Here is a 23,762-nt window from a genome sequence, read left to right on the forward strand (position 1 = left end):
TGCAGTGGTCTGAGAGACGTAGCGCCAGCCGGAGGGGCCTGGTGCGCAGTGGAAGTGTTCTTCACCGAGGGGGGTGTGGTCGTGCAGATCGTGGAGCGAATAACGGCCGCGGGGCATGGGGTCCTTGGGGTCTTTCCAGAGCCGGTACGGGGCAGGCCCCCGACACGGGGGTGCGGGGGCCTGCCTGGTACCTACTGCTTCTGCGGTGCCGGCTGCTGACGGTGCGGCGAAGTGCGCACCAGCGGCACTGGTGGGATCAGTAGCGGTAGTGGTCCGGCTTGTACGGGCCCTCGACCTCGACACCGATGTAGGCGGCCTGCTCCGGGCGGAGCGTCGTCAGCTTCACGCCGAGGGCGTCGAGGTGGAGACGGGCGACCTTCTCGTCCAGGTGCTTGGGCAGCACATACACGTCGGTCGGATACTCGGCAGGCTTGGTGAACAGCTCGATCTGCGCCAGCGTCTGGTCCGCGAACGAGTTCGACATCACGAACGACGGGTGACCCGTCGCGTTGCCCAGGTTCAGCAGACGCCCCTCCGACAGCACGATCAGCACCTTGCCGTCGGCGAACGTCCAGGTGTGGACCTGCGGCTTGACCTCGTCCCGCACGACCCCGGGGATCCTGGCCAGGCCGGCCATGTCGATCTCGTTGTCGAAGTGGCCGATGTTCCCCACGATCGCCTGGTGCTTCATCCTGGCCATGTCGGCGGCCATGATGATGTCCTTGTTGCCCGTCGTGGTCACGAAGATGTCCGCGATCGACACGACGTCGTCCAGGGTCGAGACCTGGAAGCCGTCCATCGCCGCCTGCAAAGCGCAGATCGGGTCGATCTCGGTGATGATCACCCGGGCACCCTGACCGCGCAGCGACTCCGCGCAGCCCTTGCCCACGTCGCCGTAACCGCAGACCACCGCGACCTTCCCACCGATCAGGACATCGGTGGCACGGTTGATACCGTCGATCAGCGAGTGTCGGCACCCGTACTTGTTGTCGAACTTCGACTTGGTGACAGCATCATTGACGTTGATCGCCGGGAACAGCAGCGTGCCGTCACGGTGCATCTCGTACAACCGGTGCACACCGGTCGTGGTCTCCTCCGTCACACCCCGGATCTCGGACGACAGCTGCGTCCACTTCTGCGGGTTCTCGCCCAGGGTGCGGTTGAGGAGCTTGAGGATGTAGCTGTACTCCTCGCTGTCCGCGGTCGCCGGGTCCGGGGCCGCGCCGGCCTTCTCGAACTCGACGCCCTTGTGGACCAGGAGGGTGGCGTCACCGCCGTCGTCGAGGATCATGTTCGGGCCGCCGGTGGGGGTGTTCGGCCAGGTCAGTGCCTGCTCCGTGCACCACCAGTACTCCTCCAGGCTCTCGCCCTTCCACGCGAACACCGGCACGCCCGCAGGCGCCTCCGGGGTGCCCTTCGGGCCGACCGCGATCGCCGCGGCAGCGTGGTCCTGGGTGGAGAAGATGTTACAGGAGGCCCAGCGGACCTCGGCGCCGAGAGCGACCAGGGTCTCGATCAGCACGGCCGTCTGCACCGTCATGTGCAGCGAACCGGTCACGCGAGCACCGGCCAGCGGCTGCGCCGCGGCGTACTCCTTGCGGATCGACATCAGACCCGGCATCTCATGCTCGGCCAGCGTGATCTCCTTGCGCCCGAAGGCGGCCAGCGAAAGATCCGCGACCTTGAAGTCCTGGGTGATGGCGTCGGTCGTCATACGAGCTGCTCCTCGGGAGGTTGGTCGAGGGTGATGGGCTGGATGCTGCGGCGACGGGCGAAAAGGCACACGAATGCCCGAGCGCTCGCGGCGCAGTCCGTCGGAGGCCCTCTCTCCCTCGGCCGGTCCGCAGGACGGACCGCCCGACCGCCATCAGCAGCGACGTCTGGCTCCCGTCGAATCTACACCGATCGGCCCAGCGACCCCCAGCCCACCGGGGGGTCCGGCTGAAATCCGTACCTCGGGACGAGCCTCGGGACGGGCCGCCGACCGTGCGTCGGAGCGATTCCGCGGCAGGGCCGCCGGGGCGTACGCGGCTCGGGTCCTCGTCAGTGGTGCGGTACCGGTGACGGGCCGCCCGGGGTCGCCGCCGGGTCTTCGCCCGCCGCGGCCTCCGCCTCGCTGTAGATGTCCGGTTCCAGGTAGATCACCCGGGCGATCGGGACGGCTTCGCGGATACGGGCCTCCGCTGCGTTGATCGCGCGGGCCACTTCCGCCGCTGTGTCATCGTGCTGGACCGCGATCTTGGCGGCCACCAGGAGTTCCTCGGGACCGAGGTGCAGCGTGCGCATGTGGATCACGGAGGTGACGGTGTCGTGGTCGACGATGGCTTCCTTGATCTTGTCGACCTCCTCGGTGCCCGCCGCCTCACCGAGCAGCAGGGACTTGGTCTCCGCTGCCAGGACGATCGCGATCAGGATGAGCAGGGTGCCGATGCAGAGCGTGCCGATGCCGTCCCAGACGCCGTTGTCCGTCGCCACGGCCAGTCCGACGCCGGCCAGTGCGAGGACCAGACCGATCAGTGCGCCGAAGTCCTCCAGCAGCACCACCGGAAGCTCGGGGGCCTTGGCGCGGCGGATGAACTGGGCCCAGGAGAGCGTGCCGCGTGTCTGGTTGGACTCCTTGATCGCCGTACGGAAGGAGTAGCCCTCCGCGATGAGCGCGAAGACCAGGACGCCGACCGGCCAGTACCAGTTGTCCAGCGAGTGCGGGTGCTTGACCTTCTCGTAGCCCTCGTAGACCGCGAACATCCCGCCGACCGAGAAGAGCACGATCGAGACGAGGAAGGCGTAGATGTAGCGCTCACGGCCGTAGCCGAAGGGGTGCTGCGGGGTTGCCTCGCGCTTGGCCTTCTTGCCGCCGAGGAGCAGCAGCCCCTGGTTGCCCGAGTCGGCGAGTGAGTGGACGCTCTCTGCGAGCATCGACGACGAGCCACTGAAGAGGAACGCCACGAACTTCGCTACCGCGATCGAGAGGTTGGCGCCGAGCGCCGCCACGATCGCCTTGGTTCCACCTGACGCACTCATGGGTGGACGTGTTCCCTTCGTCGGTGCCGCGGCCTTGGTGCCGCTATTCGGCCGCACATTGTTGCATCAGGCCACAACAGTGGCGCGGTAGACCGTCCCCGTACCGCTCAGGGTGACGGCCTCGCCCGCCGGTACAAACACCGACTGACCCGGTGTCAGGGCGAGTTCGCCCGCGCGCGGAGCGCCCGCCGTGCAGAGCAGGATCTGCGCGGTGGCCGCGGGCAGCGGGAGGGGCAGGGCGTCCTCGGCGCGTACGTAGCGCGAGAGCCGGAACTCGTCGATCGGGGTCTCGTACAGCTCCTCGCCGTCCGGGGCCGCTTCCGGGCGCAGGATGCCGGGTTCGGTCGCCTCGAAGCGGACGATGCGGAGCAGTTCGGGAACGTCGACGTGCTTCGGGGTCAGACCGCAGCGGAGCACGTTGTCCGAGTTCGCCATGATTTCGACACCGAGGCCGTTGAGGTAGGCGTGCGGGATGCCGGCGCCGAGGAACAGTGCTTCACCTGGCTGGAGTTGTACGTAGTTGAGCAGCATCGCGGCGATGACGCCCGGGTCGCCGGGGTAGTGGTGGGCGAGCGAGGCGTACGGGGCGTGGGCGCCGCCGAGGCGTTCGGCCGCGGCGGCGGCCTCGGTGACCGTGGTCTTCATCCCGGCGGGGTCCGCGGACAGGACGGCTGTCAGGACCTCGCGCAGCGCCGCCTCCTCGGGGTGTGCGTGCAGGATGTCCACGTACGGCTTGAGCGAGTCCACGTCGAGAGCGGCCAGCAGGTCGGCCGATTCGGCGGGGGCGCGGAAGCCGCAGAGGCCGTCGAAGTGGGTGAGCGCGCAGATGAGTTCGGGCTTGTGGTTGGCGTCCTTGTAGTTGCGGTGCGGGGCGTCGATCGGGACGCCGCGGCGCTCCTCGTCCGCGTATCCCTCCTTGGCCTGGGCGAGGTCGGGGTGGACCTGGAGGGAGAGCGGGGCTCCGGCCGCGAGGATTTTGAACAGGAAGGGCAGTCGCGGGCCGAACTTCGCTACCGCCGGCGCACCCAGTTCGGCTTCGGGGTCAGCTTCGATGACGGCCGAGAGCGCCTGGTCACCGGTACCGCGGTCGATACGGGACGGGGCTCCGGGGTGGGCGCCCAGCCACATCTCGGCCTGCGGCTCGCCGGTGGGTTCGGTGCCGATGAGAGCCGGGATGGCAGTGGTCGAACCCCAGGCGTAGGGGCGCACGGTGTTGGCGAGGCGGTCCATGAGGCTACTTTCCGGGCTGCTGAGGGCGGCGGGTACGGGTCGCCCGGCGGGCGTTCGGGGGTGGTGCTGTACGGGGTGCGGCGGGCTCTCGCGCACGGGGCACTCGGGTGCGCGGGTGCGCGTCCGGGGCGGAAGGCCGGGTGTTCTCGTTCAGGCCGTGGCAAGAGCGGTGTAGGCGGCGGCGAAGTCGGTGACCGCGAGGAGCTCCGCGAGGCATTCCAGCTCGCTGCCCTCCGCCGGTTCGAGCTCGCTGATCGGGGTGTCCTGGGCGAGGGCGATCTCGCGGGCGGCCGGGGCCGCGGTGAGGCCCCCCGCCGGGCGGTCGCGGACGAGCACCACCCGGGCGTGCAGCGCCTGCGGGTCGTCCACCCGGTCACGGAAGAAGTCGTCCGGGTCGGCGTCGCCCGCGAAGGGGCCGACGAGCAGCGCGCCGTGCGCGGGCAGGGCCTCGGGCAGTTCGGCGGCGAGAGCGGGGCGGCCCGCCAGCTCGGTCAGTACGGCGGCGAAGCGGCGGCCGACGGGGGCCGCGGAGGCGCCTTCGGTCCAGATGAGCGGGAGGGAGTCGGCGAGTTCCGACGCCAGGGTCTTGGCCGGGTTGCTGTAGGTGGCGATGGCCGGGCCGCAGCGTTCCGCCGTGCTGTCCAGGCGGTCGGCCACGCGCTGCAGGGTCTCGGGCGGTGCCGTGACCAGGCCGACCCGGTCGAGCAGGACCAGCAGCGGGGTGAGCAGGGCCCACAGCGCACCGGGGCCGACCCCGGTGAACGGCACCTCGGTCTCCTCCTCGTACGGTGCTTCGGCCATCGGCACGACGAGGCCGTGCGCCCCGTTGACCGCCTCGGTCAGCGGCGACCGGCGCGGGGCGACGCCGACGACCGTGCAGCCGCGCCGGTACGCCTGTTCCGCGAGGAGCGCGAGGCCCGGCTCCGAGCCGTCGGCGGTGACGACGAGCAGCAGGTCCACGGAACCGGCCCAGCCGGGCAGGGCCCAGCGCAGTGCGCCGGCGGCGGGGGCCACTCCCGTGGGGTGCAGCCGGGTGACGGGGGCCGCAGCACCCGCCAGGGCGGTGAGCAGGTCGGCCACACCGGTCGCGGCGGCGCCGGAACCGGCGACGAGTACGGCGCGGGGCCGTCCTTCCGGGTTCAGGTCGGCGAGGCCGGCCTCAGCCGCGTTCCGGGCGGCGGTACGGACACGGGCTCCGGCCTCGGCTGCGCCGCGGAGGAGTCCGCGGCGGTCGGCTCGGGCCAGGGCTTCCGGGGCGTCGAGCAACGACTCGTCGAGCATCGGGGTCTGCCTCCGATTCGCCTTGCGTACGGGTGCGTGCGTGGGGCGGGGCGCCTTATGCGGGCCGGCGGGCCTCGTCGACGAGCAGGACCGGGATGCCGTCGCGGACGGGGTACGCGAGTCCGCACTCCTTACCGGTACAGATCAGCTCCGGGTTCTCCTCGGCTGCCGACTGGTCGTTGAGCGGGGAGTGGCAGACGGGGCAGGCGAGGATCTCCAGGAGACCGGCTTCGAGCGGCATGGGGGTGGTCCCTTCGAACATACGGTTTGGGCCAGGTCAGCGTACCGCCGGGGCGGGGCGGGTGCGGGGCATCGGGGCGGTTCGGGTGGGGCGGGTGGGAGCGGGGGTGCGGCCGGCGGAGGGGGCGGGTGCCGCCCCCGTCGGCCGGTCTCGTCAGCCGGTCTCGTCAGCCGGTCCTGTCGGTGGTGCCGTCAGCCGGTCCCGCGTACCAGCCCGAGGACCTCGTCGCGGACCCCGGCCATCGTCGCCTCGTCCCGTGCCTCGACGTTCAGCCTCAGCAGCGGCTCGGTGTTGGACGGGCGGAGGTTGAACCACCAGTCCGCGGACGTCACCGTCAGACCGTCCAGGCCGTCCGTCGTGATGCCGTCACGGTGTTCGTACGTCTCCCGTACCAGCGCCGTGGTGGCCGCCTGGTCGGTGACCTCGGAGTTGATCTCGCCCGAGCCGGCGTAGCGGTCGTACGGCGCGACCAGCTCCGAGAGCGTGCCCGGCTGGTTGCCGAGGGCGGCCACGACGTGGAGCGCCGCGAGCATGCCGGTGTCGGCGTTCCAGAACTCGCGGAAGTAGTAGTGCGCCGAGTGCTCGCCGCCGAAGATCGCCCCGGTCGTGGCCATCTCCTGCTTGATGAAGGAGTGCCCCACCCGGGTGCGGACGGGGGTGCCGCCGTTCTCCCGTACGACCTCGGGGACCGACCAGGAGGTGATCAGGTTGTGGATGACCGTGCCGCCGGGGTGCGCGGCCAGTTCGCGGGCGGCCACCAGGGCGGTGATGGCGGACGGCGAGACGCCCTCTCCGCGTTCGTCGATGACGAAGCAGCGGTCCGCGTCCCCGTCGAAGGCCAGGCCCAGGTCCGCGCCGGTCTCGCGGACCTTCGCCTGGAGGTCGACGAGGTTCGCCGGGTCCAGCGGGTTGGCCTCGTGGTTGGGGAACGTCCCGTCCAGCTCGAAGTAGAGGGGGACCACGTCGAGCGGGAGCGGGGCGAGCACCGTGGGGACCGTGTGGCCGCCCATGCCGTTCCCCGCGTCCACCACGACCTTCAGCGGACGGATCGCCGAGAGGTCGACCAGGGAGAGGAGGTGGGCCGCGTACTCCTTCAACGTGTCACGCTCGGTGACGGTTCCCGGAGTTGGCGCGGCCTCGGGGGCGCCCGTGGCGGACCAGGTCTCCACGAGCGTACGGATCTCCGCGAGGCCCGTGTCCTGCCCGACCGGCGAGGCCCCGGCGCGGCACATCTTGATGCCGTTGTACCGGGCCGGGTTGTGCGAGGCCGTGAACATCGCTCCCGGCAGGTCGAATTGCCCGGACGCGAAGTACAACTGGTCGGTCGAGCAGAGGCCGATGAGGGTGACGTCCGCACCGCGCGCCGCCGCACCGCGCGCGAAGGCTCCGGACAGACCGGGCGACGAGGGGCGCATGTCGTGGCCGACGACGATCGCCGACGCTTCCGTCACCTGCACGAAGGCGGCCCCGAACAGCTCGGCGAGCGACTCGTCCCACTGGTCGGGCACGACACCTCGTACGTCGTACGCCTTCACGACCTGCGACAAATCGACAGCACCAGCCACGTCGGTCCTCCTGAATATCCGCTCTGTCCGCTACGGGCCCATCACCCATCAAACTACCTGGGAGAATCGGGACTCTCCGCACATCGGAGCGGCATCCCGGCGCGCGCCGGGGGGAAGCGCGCCCTCACGGCAGCATCCAGCCCAGGAGCGCCGTGCTCTGCGCCATGACGATCAGACACATCACCAGCAGCAGTCCGAGAGTCCACGGCAGCACCCTGCGCAGCAGATCTCCCTCCTGCCCCTTGAGGCCCACGGCCGCGCAGGCGATGGTCAGGTTCTGCGGGGAGACCATCTTGCCCAGGACCCCGCCCGAGCTGTTGGCGGCCGCCAGCAGTTGCGGCGAGAGCCCGGACTCATGGGCTGCGGAGACCTGGAGTGCGCCGAAGAGGGCGTTGGACGAGGTGTCGGATCCGGAGACGGCTACCCCGAACCAGCCGAGTACGGGTGAGAGGAAGGCCAGTCCGGCGCCCGCCGCCGCGACGAAGTGGCCGATGGTGGCGGCCTGTCCGGAGAGGTTCATGACATAGGCGAGAGCCAGGACGGAGGTGACCGTGAGGATCGCGTACCGCAGTTCGTGCACGGTCGCCGCCCACTCCCGGAGCGCGGGCCCCGCCCGTACTCCGATGACCGCCGCCGTCAGCACCCCCGCGAAGAGGACCAGCGTCCCGCCGGTGGAGATGAGCGGGAGTGAGAAGGCGTTGCCCGGGACCGGTTTGCCGCCCGGGCCCGCGACGTTGAGGAACGGCCAGTCGAAGAGCCGGGTCGCGCCGTCGAACAGCCGCTTCACGGGCGGGATCTGGGCGAGCGAGAAGACCACGACGATCAGCCCGTACGGGGCGTAGGCGCGCACCACTTCGCGCCGCGGGTCCGCCTGGTCGAGGTCCTGGCTGCGTTCGCCGGTGAGTACGGCGGCCCGCACCGGTTCAGCGACCGGCCTGCGGGCGCCGGGGACCGCCAGCAGGGCTGCGGCACCGGCCAACGCGGCCAGGATGTCGGCGAGCTGGACGGAGACGAAGTTCGACGCGGCGAACTGGGCGGCTGCGAAGGCGACTCCGCAGACGAGCGCGGGCGCCCAGGTCTCGCGGAGTCCGCGCCTGCCGTCCACGATCACCACGAGCAGCAGCGGCACGACGAGGGCGAGCAGCGGAGTCTGCCGGCCGACGACCGAGGCGACCGTGTCCAGCGGCAATCCGCTGACCTGTGCGAGCGTCACCACGGGTGTGCCCATGGCGCCGAAGGCGACCGGTGCGGTGTTGGCGACGAGCGCGACGACCGCCGCGCGCGCCGGATCGAAGCCGAGTGCCACCAGCATCACCGCGCAGATCGCCACCGGAGCGCCGAATCCGGCGAGCGCTTCGAGGAGCGCGCCGAAGCAGAAGCCGATGACGAGGGCCTGGATGCGGGGGTCGTCGGAGAACCGGCCGAAGGAGCGCCGCAGTATGTCGAAGTGCCGGGTGCGGACCGTCATCCGGTACACCCAGAGGGCGTTGACGACGATCCACAGGATGGGGAAGAGACCGAAGAGCGCCCCCTGCGCGCCCGAGGAGAGCGTCTGGCCCAGCGGCATCCCGTACGCGATCAGCGCGACCAGGACGGCGACGGCCAGTCCGGTCAGGCCGGCCCAGTGGGCTTTCATCCGTACGGCGCCGAGCAGCGCCATGACGGTGAGCAGCGGCAGAGCGGCGACGAGGGCGGACAGGGCGAGCGAATCGGCTATGGGTTCCAGCGGCTGCACAAACACAGGGCCTCGATCCTCACGGGTGGAGGAATGCTCATGTTCATGGCAACCGGAAGTCAATGATCCGGACGGGATGCGGGCCACGGGATCCCGCCCGGGCCGCGAGGGCCCGGGAATCGGGAAGGCGGAGCCGGGTCAGGACTCCGGAGAGCGCAGTACGCGGAGGTGGCCGCGGCGCCCGCTCTCGGCCGGAGCGGCCTGGCGTGCGCCGCCACCGGGCTCGGGCGCGCGCTCGTGCGGTCTGGCGGCTTCCCGCACGGCGTTGGCGAGCGCTTCGAGATCGTCACCGCTGGGCCTGGCGGGGGCCGAACCGTCGGTGAGACGGACGACCTCCCAGCCGCGCGGGGCGGTCAGCCGCTCGCCGTGCTCGGCGCACAGGTCGTAGCAGTGGGGCTCAGCGTAAGTCGCGAGCGGACCGAGAACCGCGGTCGAGTCGGCGTAGACGTACGTCAGCGTCGCGACGGCGGGGCGGCCGCACGCAGTGCGCGAACAGCGACGTACAGGGCTCACGGTATTGGACGGTACCGCACTCTTGAGCGGGCCGCGACGACTCGCCCCGGCGTCACTCCACCGTGTCGTGGCACGGAGCCTGCCCCGCCCGGCCCGGCGGCAACTCGCTTGACCTGCACGGGTACAGGCGCATACAGCGAGTGACGAATCGAATCCAGTCATTCGCCCGTCGATATCCAGTCAGCCGGAGCGAGATCACCGGTCGAAAGCAGCTGGGCCACCGATCGTGAACGTGTCCGGAACGCTCATCCCGCGACATGCCGGCTGCGCCGCGGCCGTCGGCCTCGCCGCATCACACGTCGCGTCGTACGGAGAGCTACCCTGCGTCAGTGATGGACAGCTCACTTCCGCCCCAGCCCGCCGAGCCCCGGCCGCGCCGCCGCGACCGGCACGGCCGGGGGATGCGCGGGCCCGTGGCCCCGCCGCAGGTTCCGCTCTCGACCAGCCGCGGGGACTCCTTCCGCGATCTTGTCGCGGACTCCGTCGAGCGCCTGGAACGGCGCTGGCCCCAACTCTCCGAAGTCGACTTCCTGGTGCTCGACGTCCCGCGGATCGAGGGCGCCGAAAGCGTCGACGAGTGGCCCGGCGAGACATCGGTGCCGCTGGGCAGCGCGGTCTCCGCGGAGAAGGACCGGCCCGCGCAGATCGTCGTCTACCGGCGCCCCGTCGAGATCCGCACCAAGAACCGCGACGAGCGGGCGCTGCTGGTGCACGAGGTCGTCGTGGAGCAGGTCGCCGAACTGCTCGGCCTGGCACCGGAGTCGGTCGATCCGCGGTACGGACAGGACTGACGGTCCGCCGGACGGACGGTACTGGCGGTACGGACGGTACGGACACGACCGGACGCGGCCGGGCCCGCCGTTTCCGTTCGGCGGGCCCGGCCTCCTCGTTCAGTCGTCCAGCAGTGACAGGTCCTGCTGGGCACGCGGCACCGAGACCGTCCCCCGGTCGTCGGGGAGCGTCTGCACCGTGAACATCGGGATCCCGTCCTGCGGGAGTTCGAGCATCCGCGAGGCGTAGAACCGGCCGCTGCCCGCCATCGGCTCGACGGTGAGTGCGTACGAGCCCTTGAGCCCGGGCGGCGGGGTCGGCTTGACCGCGAGCGTCGTACCGCCCTTGACCGTGTACGTCTTGACGGCCGAGGAACCGCCGCCGCTGCCCGGCGACGAGGTGACCTTCACCTTGGCCGTGGCGCCCGGGGCGACCAGCGAAAGCACCGAGCCCTTGGAGCGGTTGTCGGCCACCGATGCCCGATCGCCCACCGGCGCGGTCGCCGGGATGAAGGCGACCTCCTGCTTGTCGCCCTTTCCGCGTACCACGCGCAGGGCGGCCACCACGGGTGTCCTGCTGCCGCCCGACGGGGAGAGCACCAGTGACCCCGCCGCGCCCCTGGTCACGGCACCCAGGTCGGCGGAGGAGGTCATGCCCGCCTTGAGGTGCAGCGTCTCGTGTCCGGCCGGGGTGATCGTGCCGTCGGCGCCGGCCAGCTGGACCTTGAGGTCCGTGTCGTCCGAGCCCGGGGCGAGCGCCACCAGCCGTACGGAGGTGGCGTCCGCCGGGATCCCGGGGATGACCAGCTTGTCGGCCGGGGCGGTGGAAGCGGGCAGCCAGTCGCTGCCGAGCTTGTTGTCCAGGGACTGCACCACGGCGCCGACCCGGCCGGTACGGGTGCTGACATGGACGGTCAGGTTGTCGGCGGGGTCGGGCGTCAGTGTCGAGAGCAGGACCGGAACCGTCGACTTCGCGGGGACCGTGATCCCCTCCCCCACCTCGGACTTGATGGCGCCGTCCTTGCCGTACAGCTCGATGTCGGCGACGGCCGCGCTGTCGTCGGGGTTGGTGAGGTGCACATAGTCCTGGCGGGAGGCCGCCGTGCTGGCGCCGGGGAACCAGAAGTCCGTGTCCGGTGCTGTGCAGTTGGTGCCGAGCACGCCGCGTGAGCCTCCGGCGTCGACCGTCGTGGTCTGCTGGACGGTCCAGCCGGGGGCCAGTGGGCCGTCCGCCGAACCGATCAGAGCCGGCGAGTCGCCGCCGGACTCCTTGTCGACGACGGGCTTGCCCGGCTGCTTGAGCGAGACCACGGGCTTCCCCGGGTCGGGTGCGCCGCCCTTGCCCTTGGCGTTCTTCTTCCCGTCCGTCCCGGCGCCGGTGACCGACGGCAGCAACTGGGCGGACCCGGCGGACCCGGCGCCCTTCCCGGCCGGGGTGAAGGCGGTGTACGACGTCTCGGCGACATCGGACGTGCTGGGCGCCGGACAGACCAGGCTGGAGCGCTCGACGGGCAGCCTGGCGGCGGGCTGCTGCGTGGTGGCGGCGTCCGACGGTGCGGCGACCACGGCGAAACCGGTGATGGCCGCGAGGGCTGCGACGGCCGCCGCGAGGGCGATGGCGGTGCGGTTCACTGGTTGCTCCCGTCGGGGCGGTGCTCGTTCTCGTCGGGGTAGGGCGGCTGCTGCGGGTGCTGGACATAGCCGTACGGGTCGTACTGGCCGTCGGGCTGCTGCTGGTACGGGTCGTACTGCTGCTGCCCGTCGGGGTACGGGCCGGGCTGGCCCGGCCGGCCGCTTCCGCCCTGGCCGTCGTCGCCGTACTGCGCCTCGTTGCCGTACTGCGCCTCGTTGCCGTACTGCGCTTCGCCGCCGTACCCGTCCTGGCCGTACTGGCCGGGGGCGTACGTGCCGTCGTTGGCGTAGTGGCCTTCGTTGCCGTACTGCCCGGCCGGGTACTGGCTGTAGTCACCCGTCGCGTACGCGGGCTGCTCCCAGTCGCCGTACGCGGGCTGCTGCGGGATCTCCGTCCCGTACTGCGGGGCGAAGCCGTCATCGGCTGCGGAGGCCGACGGATCCGCCGCGGGGTCTCCGGCGGGGGCGTACGGATTCTGCTCGCCGGGTTCGCCGGGTTCCCCGGCCGGGCCGTCCTCCGCGGCTGCCGTGGTGCCCATGGCGGCCGTCGCGTCCGGGCCGTCCGTGCCTCCCGCCGCCTCGGCTTCGGCCTGGGCGGCGGCGCGCAGCCTGCGGGCTCTGCGGCCCTCGCCCGCCACCGGCTCGGCGGGTACGGGGAGTTCCTCCTCGGGGAGGTCGTCGTCGATCCGCTCACGGCGGCCGGGCAGGGCGAGCACCAGCAGCACGACCGCGAGCAGCACCTGCGCCCAGACCCAGAGGGTGTGGGTGAGGGGCTCGTCGTAGGTGACGTCGAGCTTCCCGCCCTGTGCGGGGAGTTCGAACCCCTGCGCCCAGCCGTCGACGGTCGTCCTGGTCAGCGCGCGACCGTCCAGGGTGGCCTGCCAGCCCGGCGCGGTGGCGTCCGCGAGCCGCAGGACGCGGCCTGACTTGCCGGCCGGGACGGTGGTGTGGATGTCCACCGGGCCGGCGGCGACGGACTGCGGCTCGGAGCTCGCGTCCGGCGACGTACCGGAGACGATGGTGGCGCGTGCCACCTGCCGGTCGACGCGCCAGAGTTCGCTGCCGTCCAGCTGGCTGAGCCGGCTCAGCCCCGGGGTCGCGTCGAGCACCCGGCTCATCTCGCGCGGCGCTCCGTCCCTGACCAGCAGATAGCGGATGGCGTACCCGCTGAGCTGGCTGGACTGGTCGGCGCCGGAGCCCGCGACCAGGTTGGACACGATCTTGTCGAGGCGGGGGCTGCTGCCGCCCGCGCGGGCCAGCTCGGCGTCGCCGAGCCTGCCGCCCGAGCCGCGCACCAGTGTGTACGAGACCTCCGACGGCGACGTCCCGCCGAGGATCAGGGTGCGGGCCTGGTCGCGGGTGCCGCTCTCCTCGGCGACGAACGCCGGGACCTGCACCGGGTCGCGCCGCTCCAGCGGCCCGTCCGCACCGCTGACCATCCAGCTGAAGGCGGCGATCACCGGGGCGAGCAGCGCGGCGACGGCGATCAGCCCGGCGACCGGCTGCCGCCAGCCGAAGCTCTGGGTGGCCACGCGCTCGCGTGCGCCCTCCGCGCCGAGCACGGCGGCCGCGAGCAGCGCGAGCCCGTAGACGAGCGTGGTGGGACCGGCCCAGCCCGACCTGTTGGCCAGCACCGAGAAGACGAGACCCAGCAGGGCCACCGCCCAGGCGCCGCGGACGGCGAACTGCCGCTCCCCGCGCAGCAGGGCGGCCAGCGCGGCGAGCACCACTCCGATGAGCAGCACCCCGCCCGCGGTCTTCGGACCGCCGGGGCTCATGCCCAGCAGGTCGAGCGCGGATGCCGAGCCCTTGCCGAACTCCATGCCCGCCTCGCGGAAGAAGCCGGAGGGGGAGGCGAGCAGCGAGAGCGACCAGGGTGCCAGCAGCACGAGGGGCGTACCGGCGATCGCGAGGAGGCGCAGCCCGTACGCGGTGATCTCGTCGCGGTGCAGCGCCAGGACGGCGATCCCGATGACGACGGCGAGCGGCCACACGACGGGCGTGAACGCCATGGTGAGGGTGAGCAGGAACGCGTAGGCCCAGACGGCCCGCCAGCTTCCGCGCTCCCCGCGCACTCCGGCGGCGGAGACGGCGCAGCGGGCGATCAGCGGCAGCAGGACGGCGAGTACCGCCGTGCCGAGCCGCCCGGCGGCCAGGGCGCCGGTGGCGGCGGGCAGGAAGGCGTACGCGATGCTTCCCCAGGCCCGCAGCAGCCGCGATTCGGTGAGCGGGCGGGAGGCGAAGTACGCGGTGAGACCGGCCAGCGGGACCGAGCAGACCAGCAGCAGGGTGAGCGCGAGTCCGGTGTGGCCGAGCAGGACGGTGGAGAACACGGCGAGGATGCCGAGGTACGGCGGGGCGGACTGGGTGCCGCCGGTGCCGAGGGGGTGCCATACGTCGGCGTAGCGGTTCCACAGCTCCGATACGTGATCGGGCGCGGGGAGCAGGGCGCCGCCCGCGAGGGCGCCTCCGCCCAGCAGCGCCCGGCAGGCGATGACCGACACCAGCAGGAGCACGGCGAACAGCACCGGGGCCGGCTTGCGGGCTATCCGCTTCAGCCGGGCGAACTGCTCGATCTCCAGGAAGTCGGCGTCGTCACCGCCCGGACCGGATTCGACGGCGCCGTGCCGCGAACCGGCCTCTACGTCGGAGCTACCGCCGAAATGGCCGGCCACCTGCTCGGCGGTGGCCTTGACGGTGGCTCCGGGCGGCGGGAAGAGCGGCCGCAGCTCGCTCGCCTCGACCGCGCCTTCTCCGCGTTTGCGCCGTGCGGCGAGGATCCGCTCGGGGCGCAGCAGGGTGCCGACGAGCCCGGCGACTTCGTCGAGTGCCTGTCCCGGCGCCTTGCCGACCAGATACGCGACCACTCTCAGCAGGGTGCCGATGACCAGCCGCAGCAGGACGTACGGCAGCCCGCGGCCGCGGGTGTTGACGAGCAGGGTGTAGACGGCGCCCGCCTTGTCGACGCGGTGCGGGCTGGCGACGGAGCGGCCCACGCAGTCGATGGGCCTGCGCTCGCGGGCCGATGCCTCCGCGTGCCGCAGTACGGCGTCGGGTGCCACGACGACGCTGTGGCCCGCGGCGTGTGCGCGCCAGCACAGGTCGACGTCGTCACGCATCAGCGGAAGTCTGCGGTCGAAGCCGCCCAGTTCCTCCCAGATGTCCCGCCTGATGAGCATTCCGGCGGTCGAGACGGACAGCACCGAGCGGACCTGGTCGTGCTGGCCCTGGTCCTGTTCGCGGCGGTCGAGGCCGGTCCAGCGGCGACCGCTGTTGGCGATCGAGACGCCGACTTCGAGCAGTTGCTTACGGTCGTACCAGCCGCGCAGTTTGGGTCCGACGATGACGGCGTGCGGGTCGTTGTCGACCACGCGCAGCAGCTCGGTGAGCGCGTCGGGGTCGGGGGCGCAGTCGTCGTGGAGCAGCCAGAGCCACTGCACCGGTTCGCCGTGCGGCAGTTCGGGCATGTCATAGGTCTCGTCGCGCCAGCTGCGGCTCACCGGGTCCCAGCCGCTGGGCCGCTTCAGATACGGCAGTTCCTCGGGGGTGAGGACTCCCGCGGTGCGGGCGGCCTCGTCGACGGCGGCACCGAAGCCGGTGCGGCGCGCGAGGTGCAACACCCGGTCGGCGCCGAGCGCTTCGGTGACCAGGCTCGCGGACGCGTCGGCGCTGCCGGTGTCGGCCGCGACGACGTTCTGTACGGGGCGCTCCTGGCCGAGCAGCCCGGCGAGCGCGTCGGGCAGCCAGCGGGCGCCGTCGTGGGTGACGAGCACGGCGGTGACGACATGCTGCGGGAATTCGGGCGGGTGTGCGGGAGCGAACGCAGGCGTTGCGGCCTCGTAAGGGGCCGTCGATTGGCTGTGCACGGACATCGAGGTACGGGCCCCTCCGGCCGGAGTCCGGGTGGCGTTGCCCCCCGGAAGGCTGGTGTGCGGATGCGGTGGACGCACGCGCCCCGTGGGGGCGTTGGTGCATCGCGGACGGGGCCCCACACTAACGGCTGACTCGGACAGCGGTCCGCCGCCCGCCCCAGGGGGGACGGACGGCGGACCGGATGTGGTGCCTGGGCCGGCGCCGGCCGGGCGGCCGGAGAGCGCGGCCGACGCTCGTGGTCGGCGCTCGTGGTCGGCGGTGGCTAGACAGCGGCCTTTTTCAGCCGTCGCCGCTCCCGCTCGGACAGGCCGCCCCAGATGCCGAACCGCTCGTCGTTGGCGAGGGCGTATTCAAGACACTCCGAGCGGACTTCGCAGGCGAGGCAGACCTTCTTGGCCTCGCGGGTGGAACCGCCCTTCTCGGGGAAGAAGGACTCGGGGTCGGTCTGGGCGCACAGCGCGCGCTCCTGCCAGCCGAATTCCTCGTCCGCGTCCTCGACCAGCAGTTGCTGGAACAGCTCGGTCATGTGCGCCCCTTGTCCGTCTTTGCGTCCCCGTGTTGCTGTCGCTACCGATTTCGGCCGAACGACACGAGTGAAATTACAAGTGCGTGGATCCGGGCCAGTCAAGCCGAGATCTGCTATTGGGTCCCTTATTCACTCTGCGGAACCAAGGCTATGCGGAAAGTGTTCAAATCACTAAAAACCTGACACATGCCACTGGCCCATACCTGCACCTTCCCGGCCCGTGAGGAGCGATGCCCTCTCAGACTGAGACTCCGCCGAGGCCGGTCCCGTTCTCACTCCGCCCGCCGAAGCGATCAAGATCACAGTCAGGTCACGAGATCCCTGCGATGTTTGATGTTTGCGGTGGGGCTTGTTGCGCCACATCTCCGCGGCGGCGGACGAACAAACCTCTCTCCGTACGGAGTAACCGGATGAGGTGAAACATTACGCCCAAATCGGGCAGTGGGTTGACAGCGAGGGCGAGAGCCGCTCTCCTGGTCCCATGCCAGCGACCGCAGCGTTCTCCGTGACCCACGCCCGTGGGTTCCGCAGCGCTGTCCAGGCGTGCTGTTGCTGTTCCAGCTGTTGATGCCACCGAGCTCCAGCGTCTTTCCGCAGCCCTGACTGCACCTCTCTGCGACACCCCAGCACTTTCACTGCCGAGGAACCCCCGCACCATGAACAGCGACAGCGACCTCCAGATCGCCGGCGACATCCTCGCCGTCCAGCACCTGCTCCAGCCCGCCCGCGAGCACCCGGCCACGGTGGCCGAGTTCGCCGGGCTCGCACGGTCCATCGCCGCGGACCGCGGCCAGTGGGCCCATCTCGTCGAGTACGACGCGGTCTCCCGCTGGTACCACCGGCTGCGCACCGTGCCCCAGGTTCCCGGCTCCGACCGGGCAGGGCAGGCCCCGCCCGCGTCACTCGGGTCACTCGGCTACGAGGTCTGGCTGCTCAGCTGGGTCCCGGGGCAGGGCAGCGGGCCGCACGGCCACGGGCGTTCGTCCGGTGTACTGACCGTCCTGGACGGCACGCTGACCGAGCGGACCGAAGGTGGCGTACGGTCCCTGGCCGCGGGCGCTCAGCGCGTCTTCGCGCCGGGGTACGCCCACGAGGTCGTCAACGACTCGCTGGAACCGGCCGTCAGCCTGCACATCTACTACCCGGGCCTGACCGAGATGCCGATGCACAGCCCGCAGTGCGCGGTCCCGGCCGCGCAGGACGCCGTACCCGCCTGACAGCCACGTGCCCGTGACCCCCCACCGCCCCTAAAAGGTTCCGGCTTCGCCTGACAGTCCCGCCCGTCGCCCGACCACCACCCCTCAACGGATCAGGCTTCGCCTGACAGACTGTCTGCATGCGCATTGTGGTTCTGGCCGGCGGCATCGGTGGTGCCCGATTCCTGCGTGGCCTCAAGCAGGCCGCGCCTGACGCGGACATCACCGTCATCGGCAACACCGGTGACGACATCCATCTGTTCGGGCTGAAGGTCTGTCCCGACCTCGACACGGTGATGTACACCCTCGGCGGTGGCATCAACGAGGAGCAGGGCTGGGGGCGTACCGACGAGTCCTTCACCGTCAAGGACGAACTCGCCGCGTACGGCGTCGGACCCGAGTGGTTCGGGCTCGGCGACCGTGACTTCGCGACGCACATCGTCCGTACCCAGATGCTCGGCGCGGGCTATCCGCTGAGCGCCGTCACCGAGGCCCTGTGCGAGCGGTGGCAGCCCGGGGTGCGGCTCATCCCGATGTCGGACGACCGGATCGAGACACATGTCGCCGTCGACATCGACGGCGAGCGCAAGGCCATTCACTTCCAGGAGTACTGGGTGCGGCTGCGCGCGTCGGTCGAGGCGGCGGCGGTCGTGCCGGTCGGCGCCGACCGGGCGAAGCCCGCACCGGGCGTCCTCGACGCCATCGCAGCCGCCGACGTCGTCATCTTCCCGCCGTCCAACCCGGTGGTCTCGGTCGGCACCATCCTCGCCGTGCCCGGCATCCGGGAGGCCATCGCCGACGCGGGTGTGCCGGTCGTGGGGCTCTCGCCCATCGTCGGGGACGCCCCCGTGCGCGGGATGGCCGACAAGGTCCTCGCCGCCGTCGGCGTCGATTCGACGGCGGCAGCGGTGGCCGAGCACTACGGTTCGGGTCTGCTGGACGGCTGGCTGGTCGACACCGTCGACGCCGCGTCCGTGGCCCGGGTCGAGGAGGCGGGGATCCGCTGCCGGGCCGTGCCGCTGATGATGACCGACCTGGATGCGACCGCCGCGATGGCCCATGCGGCGCTCACCCTGGCCGAAGAGGTCAGGGCGTGACGTCCTTCCGCGTCTGGGCCGTGCCCGGACTGCCCGAGGTGTGCCAGGGCGACGACCTCGCCAAGCTGATCGCGACCGCGTCGCCCGACCTGGCGGACGGCGATGTCGTCCTCGTCACCTCCAAAATCGTCTCCAAGGCCGAGGGCCGGATCGTGCAGGCCGAGGACCGCGAGGCGGCGATCGACGCGGAGACGGTACGGGTGGTGGCGCGGCGCGGCCTGCTCCGTATCGTCGAGAACCGGCAGGGCCTGGTGATGGCCGCCGCCGGGGTCGACGCCTCCAACACCCCGTCCGGCACCGTGCTGTTGCTCCCGGAGGACTCCGACAGGTCGGCGCGGGCGATCCGCGAGGGCCTGCGGGACGCGCTGGGCGTGGAGGTGGGCGTGGTCGTCACGGACACCTTCGGGCGGCCGTGGCGCAACGGCCTCACCGATGTGGCGATCGGGGCCGCCGGGGTGCGGGTCCTCGACGATCTGCGCGGCGGCACGGACGCGCACGGCAACCCGCTGAGCGCCACGGTCGTCGCCACCGCCGACGAGCTGGCCGCCGCGGGCGACCTGGTGAAGGGCAAGGCGGCGGGGCTGCCGGTCGCGGTGGTCCGCGGGCTGCCGCACGTCGTCACGGCGTCCGGTGCCGGTGATGACGCTGCCGGGGGCGCCCGTGCCATGGTGCGTGTCGCCGCCGACGACATGTTCCGGCTCGGTACGTCCGAGGCGGTACGGGAAGCGGTCACCCAGCGGCGTACGGTCCGCGACTTCACCGACGAGCCGGTGGACCCGGGCGCGGTGCGCCGGGCGGTCGCCGCGGCGGTCACCGCGCCGGCCCCGCACCACACGACGCCGTGGCGTTTCGTCCTGCTGGAGTCGGCGGCGGCGCGCACCCGGCTGCTGGACGCGATGCGGGACGCGTGGATCGCGGATCTGCGGCGAGACGGCAAGTCGGACGAGTCCATCGCCAAACGGGTGCGCCGCGGTGAAGTGCTGTGGCGGGCACCGTACTTGGCGGTGCCCTGCATGGTGCTCGACGGCTCGCACACGTACGGGGACGACCGGCGGGACGCGGCCGAGCGCGAGATGTTCTCCGTCGCGACCGGTGCGGGCGTGCAGAACTTCCTGGTGGCGCTCGCGGGTGAGCGGCTGGGGTCCGCCTGGGTCTCTTCGACGATGTTCTGCCGGGACGTGGTGCGGGAGGTGCTGGCGCTGCCCGCGGAGTGGGAGCCGATGGGGGCTGTGGCGGTCGGGCATCCGGCCACGCCTGCGGCTCCGCGCCCGGGGCGCGATGTGGAGGCGTTCATCACGGTGCGGTGAGCCTTGTGGCGGGGTGCGGGGCCGCGGGTGCGGTGTGGTGCCCCGCGGGCGGTCACAGCCGCGCGATGTCCGTTCGTGGCATCTTCGGTGTGCGTCTCTGCGGTACCCGGCCCGTCAGCAGGATCAGCCGGACCGCACGGTGGCGCTGGCCCGCGTACGGTTCCAGGAGTTCCAGCATCCCGTCGTCGTCCACGCCCCGGCGCCCCGTGAGCGCGTAGCCGACGATGCCCGGCAGATGCAGGTCGCCGACCGTGACCGCGTCCGGTGCTCCGATGGCGCGCTGGAGCGTCTCCGCCGAGGTCCAGGGGCCGATGCCGGGAATCAGTTCCAGGCGGCGGGCCGCGTCGGCCGGTGCCATCGCCGTCGCTTCCTCAAGCCGGCGGGCCACCCGTACCGCACGCAGGATCGTGGACGCGCGCTTGTTGTCGACGCCCGCGCGGTGCCACTCCCAGGACGGGATGAGCGACCAGCCGCGCGGGTCCGGCATCACGTACATGTGCTCCGGCGCCGGGCCCGGCGCCGGTGTGCCGGACGCGCGGAGCAGCCGGCGCCAGGCGCGGTACGCCTCGTCGGCCGTGACCTTCTGCTCCAGGACCGAGGGGATCAGCGACTCCAGGACCAGACCGGTGCGGCAGAGCCTGAGGTGGGGGCGGCGGCGGTGCGCGTCGGCGACCAGCCGGTGGCGCGGTACGAAGTCCGACGGGTCGTCCAGCTCACCCAGCAGCCCGGGAAGCCCCGCGAGCAGCCAGTCGGCGCCGGGGCCCCAGGCCTCCGCCCCGTCCACGGTGATCCGGAGTGTGCCGGGCCCCTGCGGCGTACGGCTGGCCCGCCACACCGCGCCGTCCGGTGTCGTCCGGTACGTGGGGTCCCAGGGGCCACGGCGGAGCACCCCGAGGACCAGAGCGAGGTCGACGGGGCTGTACTGACCCGGGGCCCGGGCGATGAAACGTCCTGCCACTCCGTAGAGGCTACTGGTCCGACGAGAAACGCACGGAGCCGTCGGGCAGCACGGCCCCGCACCAGATCCGTATCCCGGCGCGCAGCTCGTTGTCCGCGCCCACCCGTGCGCCGTCGCCGATCACCGCGCCGGTCAGCACCGAGCGGGCCCCGATCCGGGCACCGGCCCCGATCAGTGAGTCGGTGACCACCGCCCCCGGCTCGACGACCGCGTGGTCGAGGACCGTGCTGCCGTCGATCCTGGCGCCCTCGCCGACGACCGCGCCCGCACCGATCACCGTGCCGCCCGTCACCTTGGCGTCGGGCGCCACCGTGGCGCTGTCCAGGATCAGCCCTTCGCCGCAGCGGCCCGGAACGGCCGGGGACGGGGCGTGGCCGAGTACGAGGTCGGCCGAGCCGCGCACGAAGGCCTGCGGGGTGCCCAGGTCGAGCCAGTAGGTGGAGTCGACCATGCCCTGGAGGTGGGCGCCCGAGCCGAGCAGGCCGGGGAAGGTCTCCCGTTCCACCGAGACCGGCCGCCCGGCCGGGATGGTGTCGATGACCGAGCGCGTGAAGACGTACGCGCCCGCGTTGATCTGGTCGGTGACGATCTCCTCGGGCGTCTGCGGCTTCTCCAGGAAGGCCGTCACCCGGCCGGTCACGTCCGTGGGGACGAGCCCGAAGGCGCGCGGGTCCTCCACCCGGGTGAGGTGGAGGGAGACGTCGGCGCCCGAGGTCTCGTGGGTGGTGACGAGGGCCTCGATGTCCAGACCGGTGAGGATGTCCCCGTTGAAGATGAGGACCGGCTCGTCCGGACCCGAGTGCAGGCGTTCCGCGACGTTGCGGATGGCGCCGCCCGTACCCAGCGGCTCCTCCTCGGTGACGTACTCCAGGTGCAGGCCCAGGGCGGACCCGTCGCCGAAGTACGGCTCGAAGACCTCCGCGAGGTACGACGTGGCGAGCACGATGTGATCGACCCCGGCGGCCCGTGCGCGGACCAGCTGGTGGGTGAGGAACGGGACTCCCGCCGCCGGGACCATCGGTTTGGGTGTGTTGACCGTGAGCGGCCGCAGCCGCGTGCCCTTGCCGCCGACCAGGAGAATCGCTTCTGTCACCTTGACGTCTCTGCTTCCTGCTGGGGCGGGCCGTGAACGGCTGGCCAGTGTATGCAGACGGTGAAGTGCGGATGCGGGCAGGCCGTACGGAGTTGCGGTTGCGGGCAAGGCCGTACGGAGCTGCCGGGACTCAGCGGCCCTGGTAGCGGGCGGCTGCGGTGCGGATCTCGCCGAGCTTGTCGTAGAGCTTGGCTCCCGGGCACTCGGTGGCGAATCCGTCACGGTGTCCGGAGATCACGTTCAGCTCCGCCTCGGTGCCCTTGTCGTAGCGGTTGCCGCCGTCGGACACCAGGGTGGCCTTCCCCTCCGGGTCGGCGCCGGTCAGCCCGAGCTTCCACGCCGTGAAGCGGGAGAGCGCGGTGACGGCGGCGGCGGACGGCTCGGTCGATGTGAAGGTGCCGATGACGGCGACGCCGGTGCTGTCGGCGTTGAACCCGAGGGTGTGGGCGCCCATCACGGGCTTGGTCACCCCGCCCGCGCGGCCCTCGTAGATGGTTCCGCACTTGTCGATGGCGAAGTTGTAGCCGATGTCCCGCCAGCCGAGGCTCTTCACGTGGTAGCGGTACATGCTTCGCAGCAGCGCGGGGGCCTGCTCACAGGTGTAGTTGTTGCCCGTCGCGGTGTGGTGGACGAACGCGACCTTCACGGTGTCCGTGTAGCTGAACCCGGACTCGCGGACGCTCTCGTCGGCGCCCCATCCCTGGCGGGTGACGATGCGCGGCCGGGGCGCGACGTAGGGGCCCGCCTTGGCACCGGTGGACTCCAGCTCGGCGACGGTGGCTTCTTTGCTGAGGGCGGGCAGTTCGGTGGGGTCGGGCTGGGTGGCGGTCTTGGAGCCGGCGGTGTGCGGGCGGGCTGCGGTGGGGTCGGCCGCCGTCGGGTCGGCCGCTGTGGGATCAGCCGCGGTCGGGTCGGCCGCGGTCGGGTCGGCCGCGGTGGGATCGGTTGCGGTCGGCTCAGTCGCTGTGGGGTCGGACGCGGTCGGGTCGGCCGCGGTGGGGTCAGCCGGTTGTGGCTTCGGCTTCGGCTTCGGGTCGGGGCCCGGGTCGACGAGGTCCAGCCGCAGTCCCTTCGGCAGCGGCTCGGCCGCGCGGGTGGAACCGGTGGGCGCCTTGGCACGTACGCGGACCTGGACCGCGTCCGAGTTGCCCACCCAGAGCGGGGCGGTGGAGCCGCGCACGGCCGAGGACTCGGCCTCCGCCGTGGCGGGGTCGGGCGCATGGCCGTCGTTCTGGGCCTGGACGGACTGCCAGCCCGTCCAGGCCGTGGAGCCCACGGGACGGGTCCGTACCTGGACGGTGCCGTTCAGGTGAGCGTTCTTGTCGCTCCAGACCACGCCGACCAGCGAGAACGGTTTGACCTTCTGCCTGGACAGACCGGCGGTGGCCGAGGTGTCCGTGGAGCGGTCGGCGGAGACCGGGTTGAGCCGCAGCGACTGGGTGGAGCCGGGGAACGTCGTGGCCGGTGAGTCGGCGCGTGGCGTGACCGCGCCGGCCGGTGCGGCGGTCGGGAGGGCAAGCGCAGCGGCACATGCCACGGCGATCGAGGCGGAGAGCACAGAGGCAGTCATAGGAGCACGCATAGCTACGATTTGGACATACCCACCTGTCCCTGTCCATCCCGCAACTGACGCCGTATCGGCTCACAGGCGGGTCGGACGAGCCGATACGGCGTCACGGATTCCGCGGAGGCAGCCCTCCCCGGCACGCCCCGCGACGTACGCT

At 71.8% G+C, this 23,762-nt stretch carries 19 protein-coding genes (1 of these 19 cut by a window edge); 4 read left to right on the forward strand and 15 right to left on the reverse strand.

What is annotated here, in order from left to right; translation table 11 throughout:
- From OHB13_RS13505 to OHB13_RS13545, 9 genes are all read right to left on the reverse strand, one after another.
- On the reverse strand, positions 1 to 117 hold the 5' portion of the coding sequence (locus OHB13_RS13505; RefSeq protein WP_328377255.1) for a hypothetical protein. The gene continues 498 nt to the left of window position 1, outside the view; 117 of the gene's 615 nt are visible here — the first part of the coding sequence; its start codon is at positions 115 to 117; its stop codon lies beyond the left edge, outside the window.
- A gap of 139 nt (positions 118 to 256) precedes the next feature.
- Positions 257 to 1,714: an adenosylhomocysteinase gene (gene ahcY / locus OHB13_RS13510; protein ID WP_328377256.1), complete on the reverse strand. Its 1,458-nt coding sequence runs from the start codon at positions 1,712 to 1,714 to the stop codon at positions 257 to 259.
- A gap of 329 nt (positions 1,715 to 2,043) precedes the next feature.
- Positions 2,044 to 3,021, reverse strand: coding sequence for a cation diffusion facilitator family transporter (locus OHB13_RS13515; protein WP_328377257.1), 978 nt, complete (start codon positions 3,019 to 3,021; stop codon positions 2,044 to 2,046).
- A 66-nt stretch (positions 3,022 to 3,087) separates the two neighbouring features.
- Positions 3,088 to 4,251 carry a mannose-6-phosphate isomerase, class I gene (gene manA / locus OHB13_RS13520; RefSeq protein WP_328377258.1) on the reverse strand — a complete coding sequence of 388 codons (1,164 nt, stop codon included), beginning with the start codon at positions 4,249 to 4,251 and terminating at the stop codon, positions 3,088 to 3,090.
- Positions 4,252 to 4,401: 150 nt separating this feature from the next.
- Positions 4,402 to 5,532 (reverse strand): SIS domain-containing protein, encoded by a 1,131-nt coding sequence (locus OHB13_RS13525; protein WP_266856411.1) that lies wholly within the window; start codon positions 5,530 to 5,532, stop codon positions 4,402 to 4,404.
- A gap of 55 nt (positions 5,533 to 5,587) precedes the next feature.
- On the reverse strand, positions 5,588 to 5,773 hold the full coding sequence (locus OHB13_RS13530) for a Trm112 family protein (protein ID WP_266856409.1): 186 nt from the start codon (positions 5,771 to 5,773) through the stop codon (positions 5,588 to 5,590).
- Positions 5,774 to 5,964: 191 nt separating this feature from the next.
- On the reverse strand, positions 5,965 to 7,338 hold the full coding sequence (locus OHB13_RS13535) for a phosphomannomutase/phosphoglucomutase (protein ID WP_328377259.1): 1,374 nt from the start codon (positions 7,336 to 7,338) through the stop codon (positions 5,965 to 5,967).
- Positions 7,339 to 7,462: 124 nt separating this feature from the next.
- Positions 7,463 to 9,079, reverse strand: coding sequence for an L-lactate permease (locus tag OHB13_RS13540; protein WP_328377260.1), 1,617 nt, complete (start codon positions 9,077 to 9,079; stop codon positions 7,463 to 7,465).
- A gap of 132 nt (positions 9,080 to 9,211) precedes the next feature.
- Positions 9,212 to 9,586, reverse strand: a complete 375-nt coding sequence (locus OHB13_RS13545) for a DUF3499 domain-containing protein (protein WP_266856403.1) — start codon at positions 9,584 to 9,586, stop codon at positions 9,212 to 9,214.
- Between the two features lie 332 nt (positions 9,587 to 9,918).
- Between OHB13_RS13545 and OHB13_RS13550 the strand changes: the two genes are divergently transcribed.
- The gene (locus OHB13_RS13550) at positions 9,919 to 10,377 is read left to right on the forward strand and encodes a metallopeptidase family protein (protein ID WP_266856401.1); all 459 of its coding nucleotides are present in this window, start codon (positions 9,919 to 9,921) and stop codon (positions 10,375 to 10,377) included.
- A gap of 99 nt (positions 10,378 to 10,476) precedes the next feature.
- On the opposite strand, the gene OHB13_RS13555 is transcribed toward OHB13_RS13550, so the two are convergent.
- From OHB13_RS13555 to OHB13_RS13565, 3 genes are all read right to left on the reverse strand, one after another.
- On the reverse strand, positions 10,477 to 11,988 hold the full coding sequence (locus OHB13_RS13555; protein ID WP_328377261.1) for a DUF5719 family protein: 1,512 nt from the start codon (positions 11,986 to 11,988) through the stop codon (positions 10,477 to 10,479).
- On the reverse strand, positions 11,985 to 15,860 hold the full coding sequence (locus OHB13_RS13560) for a glycosyltransferase (protein ID WP_328377262.1): 3,876 nt from the start codon (positions 15,858 to 15,860) through the stop codon (positions 11,985 to 11,987). Before OHB13_RS13560 ends, OHB13_RS13555 begins: the two co-directional genes overlap by 4 nt.
- A 263-nt stretch (positions 15,861 to 16,123) precedes the next feature.
- Positions 16,124 to 16,387, reverse strand: coding sequence for a WhiB family transcriptional regulator (locus OHB13_RS13565; RefSeq protein ID WP_164266780.1), 264 nt, complete (start codon positions 16,385 to 16,387; stop codon positions 16,124 to 16,126).
- 656 nt (positions 16,388 to 17,043) lie between these two features.
- Between OHB13_RS13565 and OHB13_RS13570 the strand changes: the two genes are divergently transcribed.
- The 3 genes from OHB13_RS13570 to OHB13_RS13580 all read left to right on the forward strand — a co-directional run bounded on the left by OHB13_RS13570 (position 17,044) and on the right by OHB13_RS13580 (position 19,987).
- Entirely contained in the window at positions 17,044 to 17,604 is a 561-nt protein-coding gene (locus OHB13_RS13570; protein ID WP_328377263.1) for a cysteine dioxygenase, read from the forward strand.
- Between the two features lie 119 nt (positions 17,605 to 17,723).
- Positions 17,724 to 18,680, forward strand: coding sequence for a 2-phospho-L-lactate transferase (gene cofD, locus OHB13_RS13575; RefSeq protein WP_266856393.1), 957 nt, complete (start codon positions 17,724 to 17,726; stop codon positions 18,678 to 18,680).
- A complete protein-coding gene (locus tag OHB13_RS13580) occupies positions 18,677 to 19,987 on the forward strand; it encodes a coenzyme F420-0:L-glutamate ligase (RefSeq protein WP_328377264.1) in 1,311 nt (436 codons plus the stop codon). The genes cofD and OHB13_RS13580 overlap by 4 nt, the downstream gene beginning before the upstream one ends.
- Positions 19,988 to 20,039: 52 nt before the next feature.
- Here OHB13_RS13580 and OHB13_RS13585 read toward each other — a convergent pair whose 3' ends face one another.
- The 3 genes from OHB13_RS13585 to OHB13_RS13595 all read right to left on the reverse strand — a co-directional run bounded on the left by OHB13_RS13585 (position 20,040) and on the right by OHB13_RS13595 (position 23,608).
- On the reverse strand, positions 20,040 to 20,945 hold the full coding sequence (locus OHB13_RS13585) for a DNA-3-methyladenine glycosylase family protein (protein ID WP_328377265.1): 906 nt from the start codon (positions 20,943 to 20,945) through the stop codon (positions 20,040 to 20,042).
- A gap of 10 nt (positions 20,946 to 20,955) precedes the next feature.
- Entirely contained in the window at positions 20,956 to 22,038 is a 1,083-nt protein-coding gene (locus tag OHB13_RS13590) for a nucleotidyltransferase family protein (RefSeq protein ID WP_266856387.1), read from the reverse strand.
- 130 nt (positions 22,039 to 22,168) lie between these two features.
- Positions 22,169 to 23,608, reverse strand: a complete 1,440-nt coding sequence (locus OHB13_RS13595) for an N-acetylmuramoyl-L-alanine amidase (protein ID WP_328377266.1) — start codon at positions 23,606 to 23,608, stop codon at positions 22,169 to 22,171.
- Between the last annotated feature and the right edge of the window lie 154 nt (positions 23,609 to 23,762).

Origin of the sequence: Streptomyces sp. NBC_00440 (genome assembly GCF_036014215.1) — a bacterium.
In the GTDB taxonomy this organism is placed as follows: Bacteria; Actinomycetota; Actinomycetes; order Streptomycetales; family Streptomycetaceae; genus Streptomyces.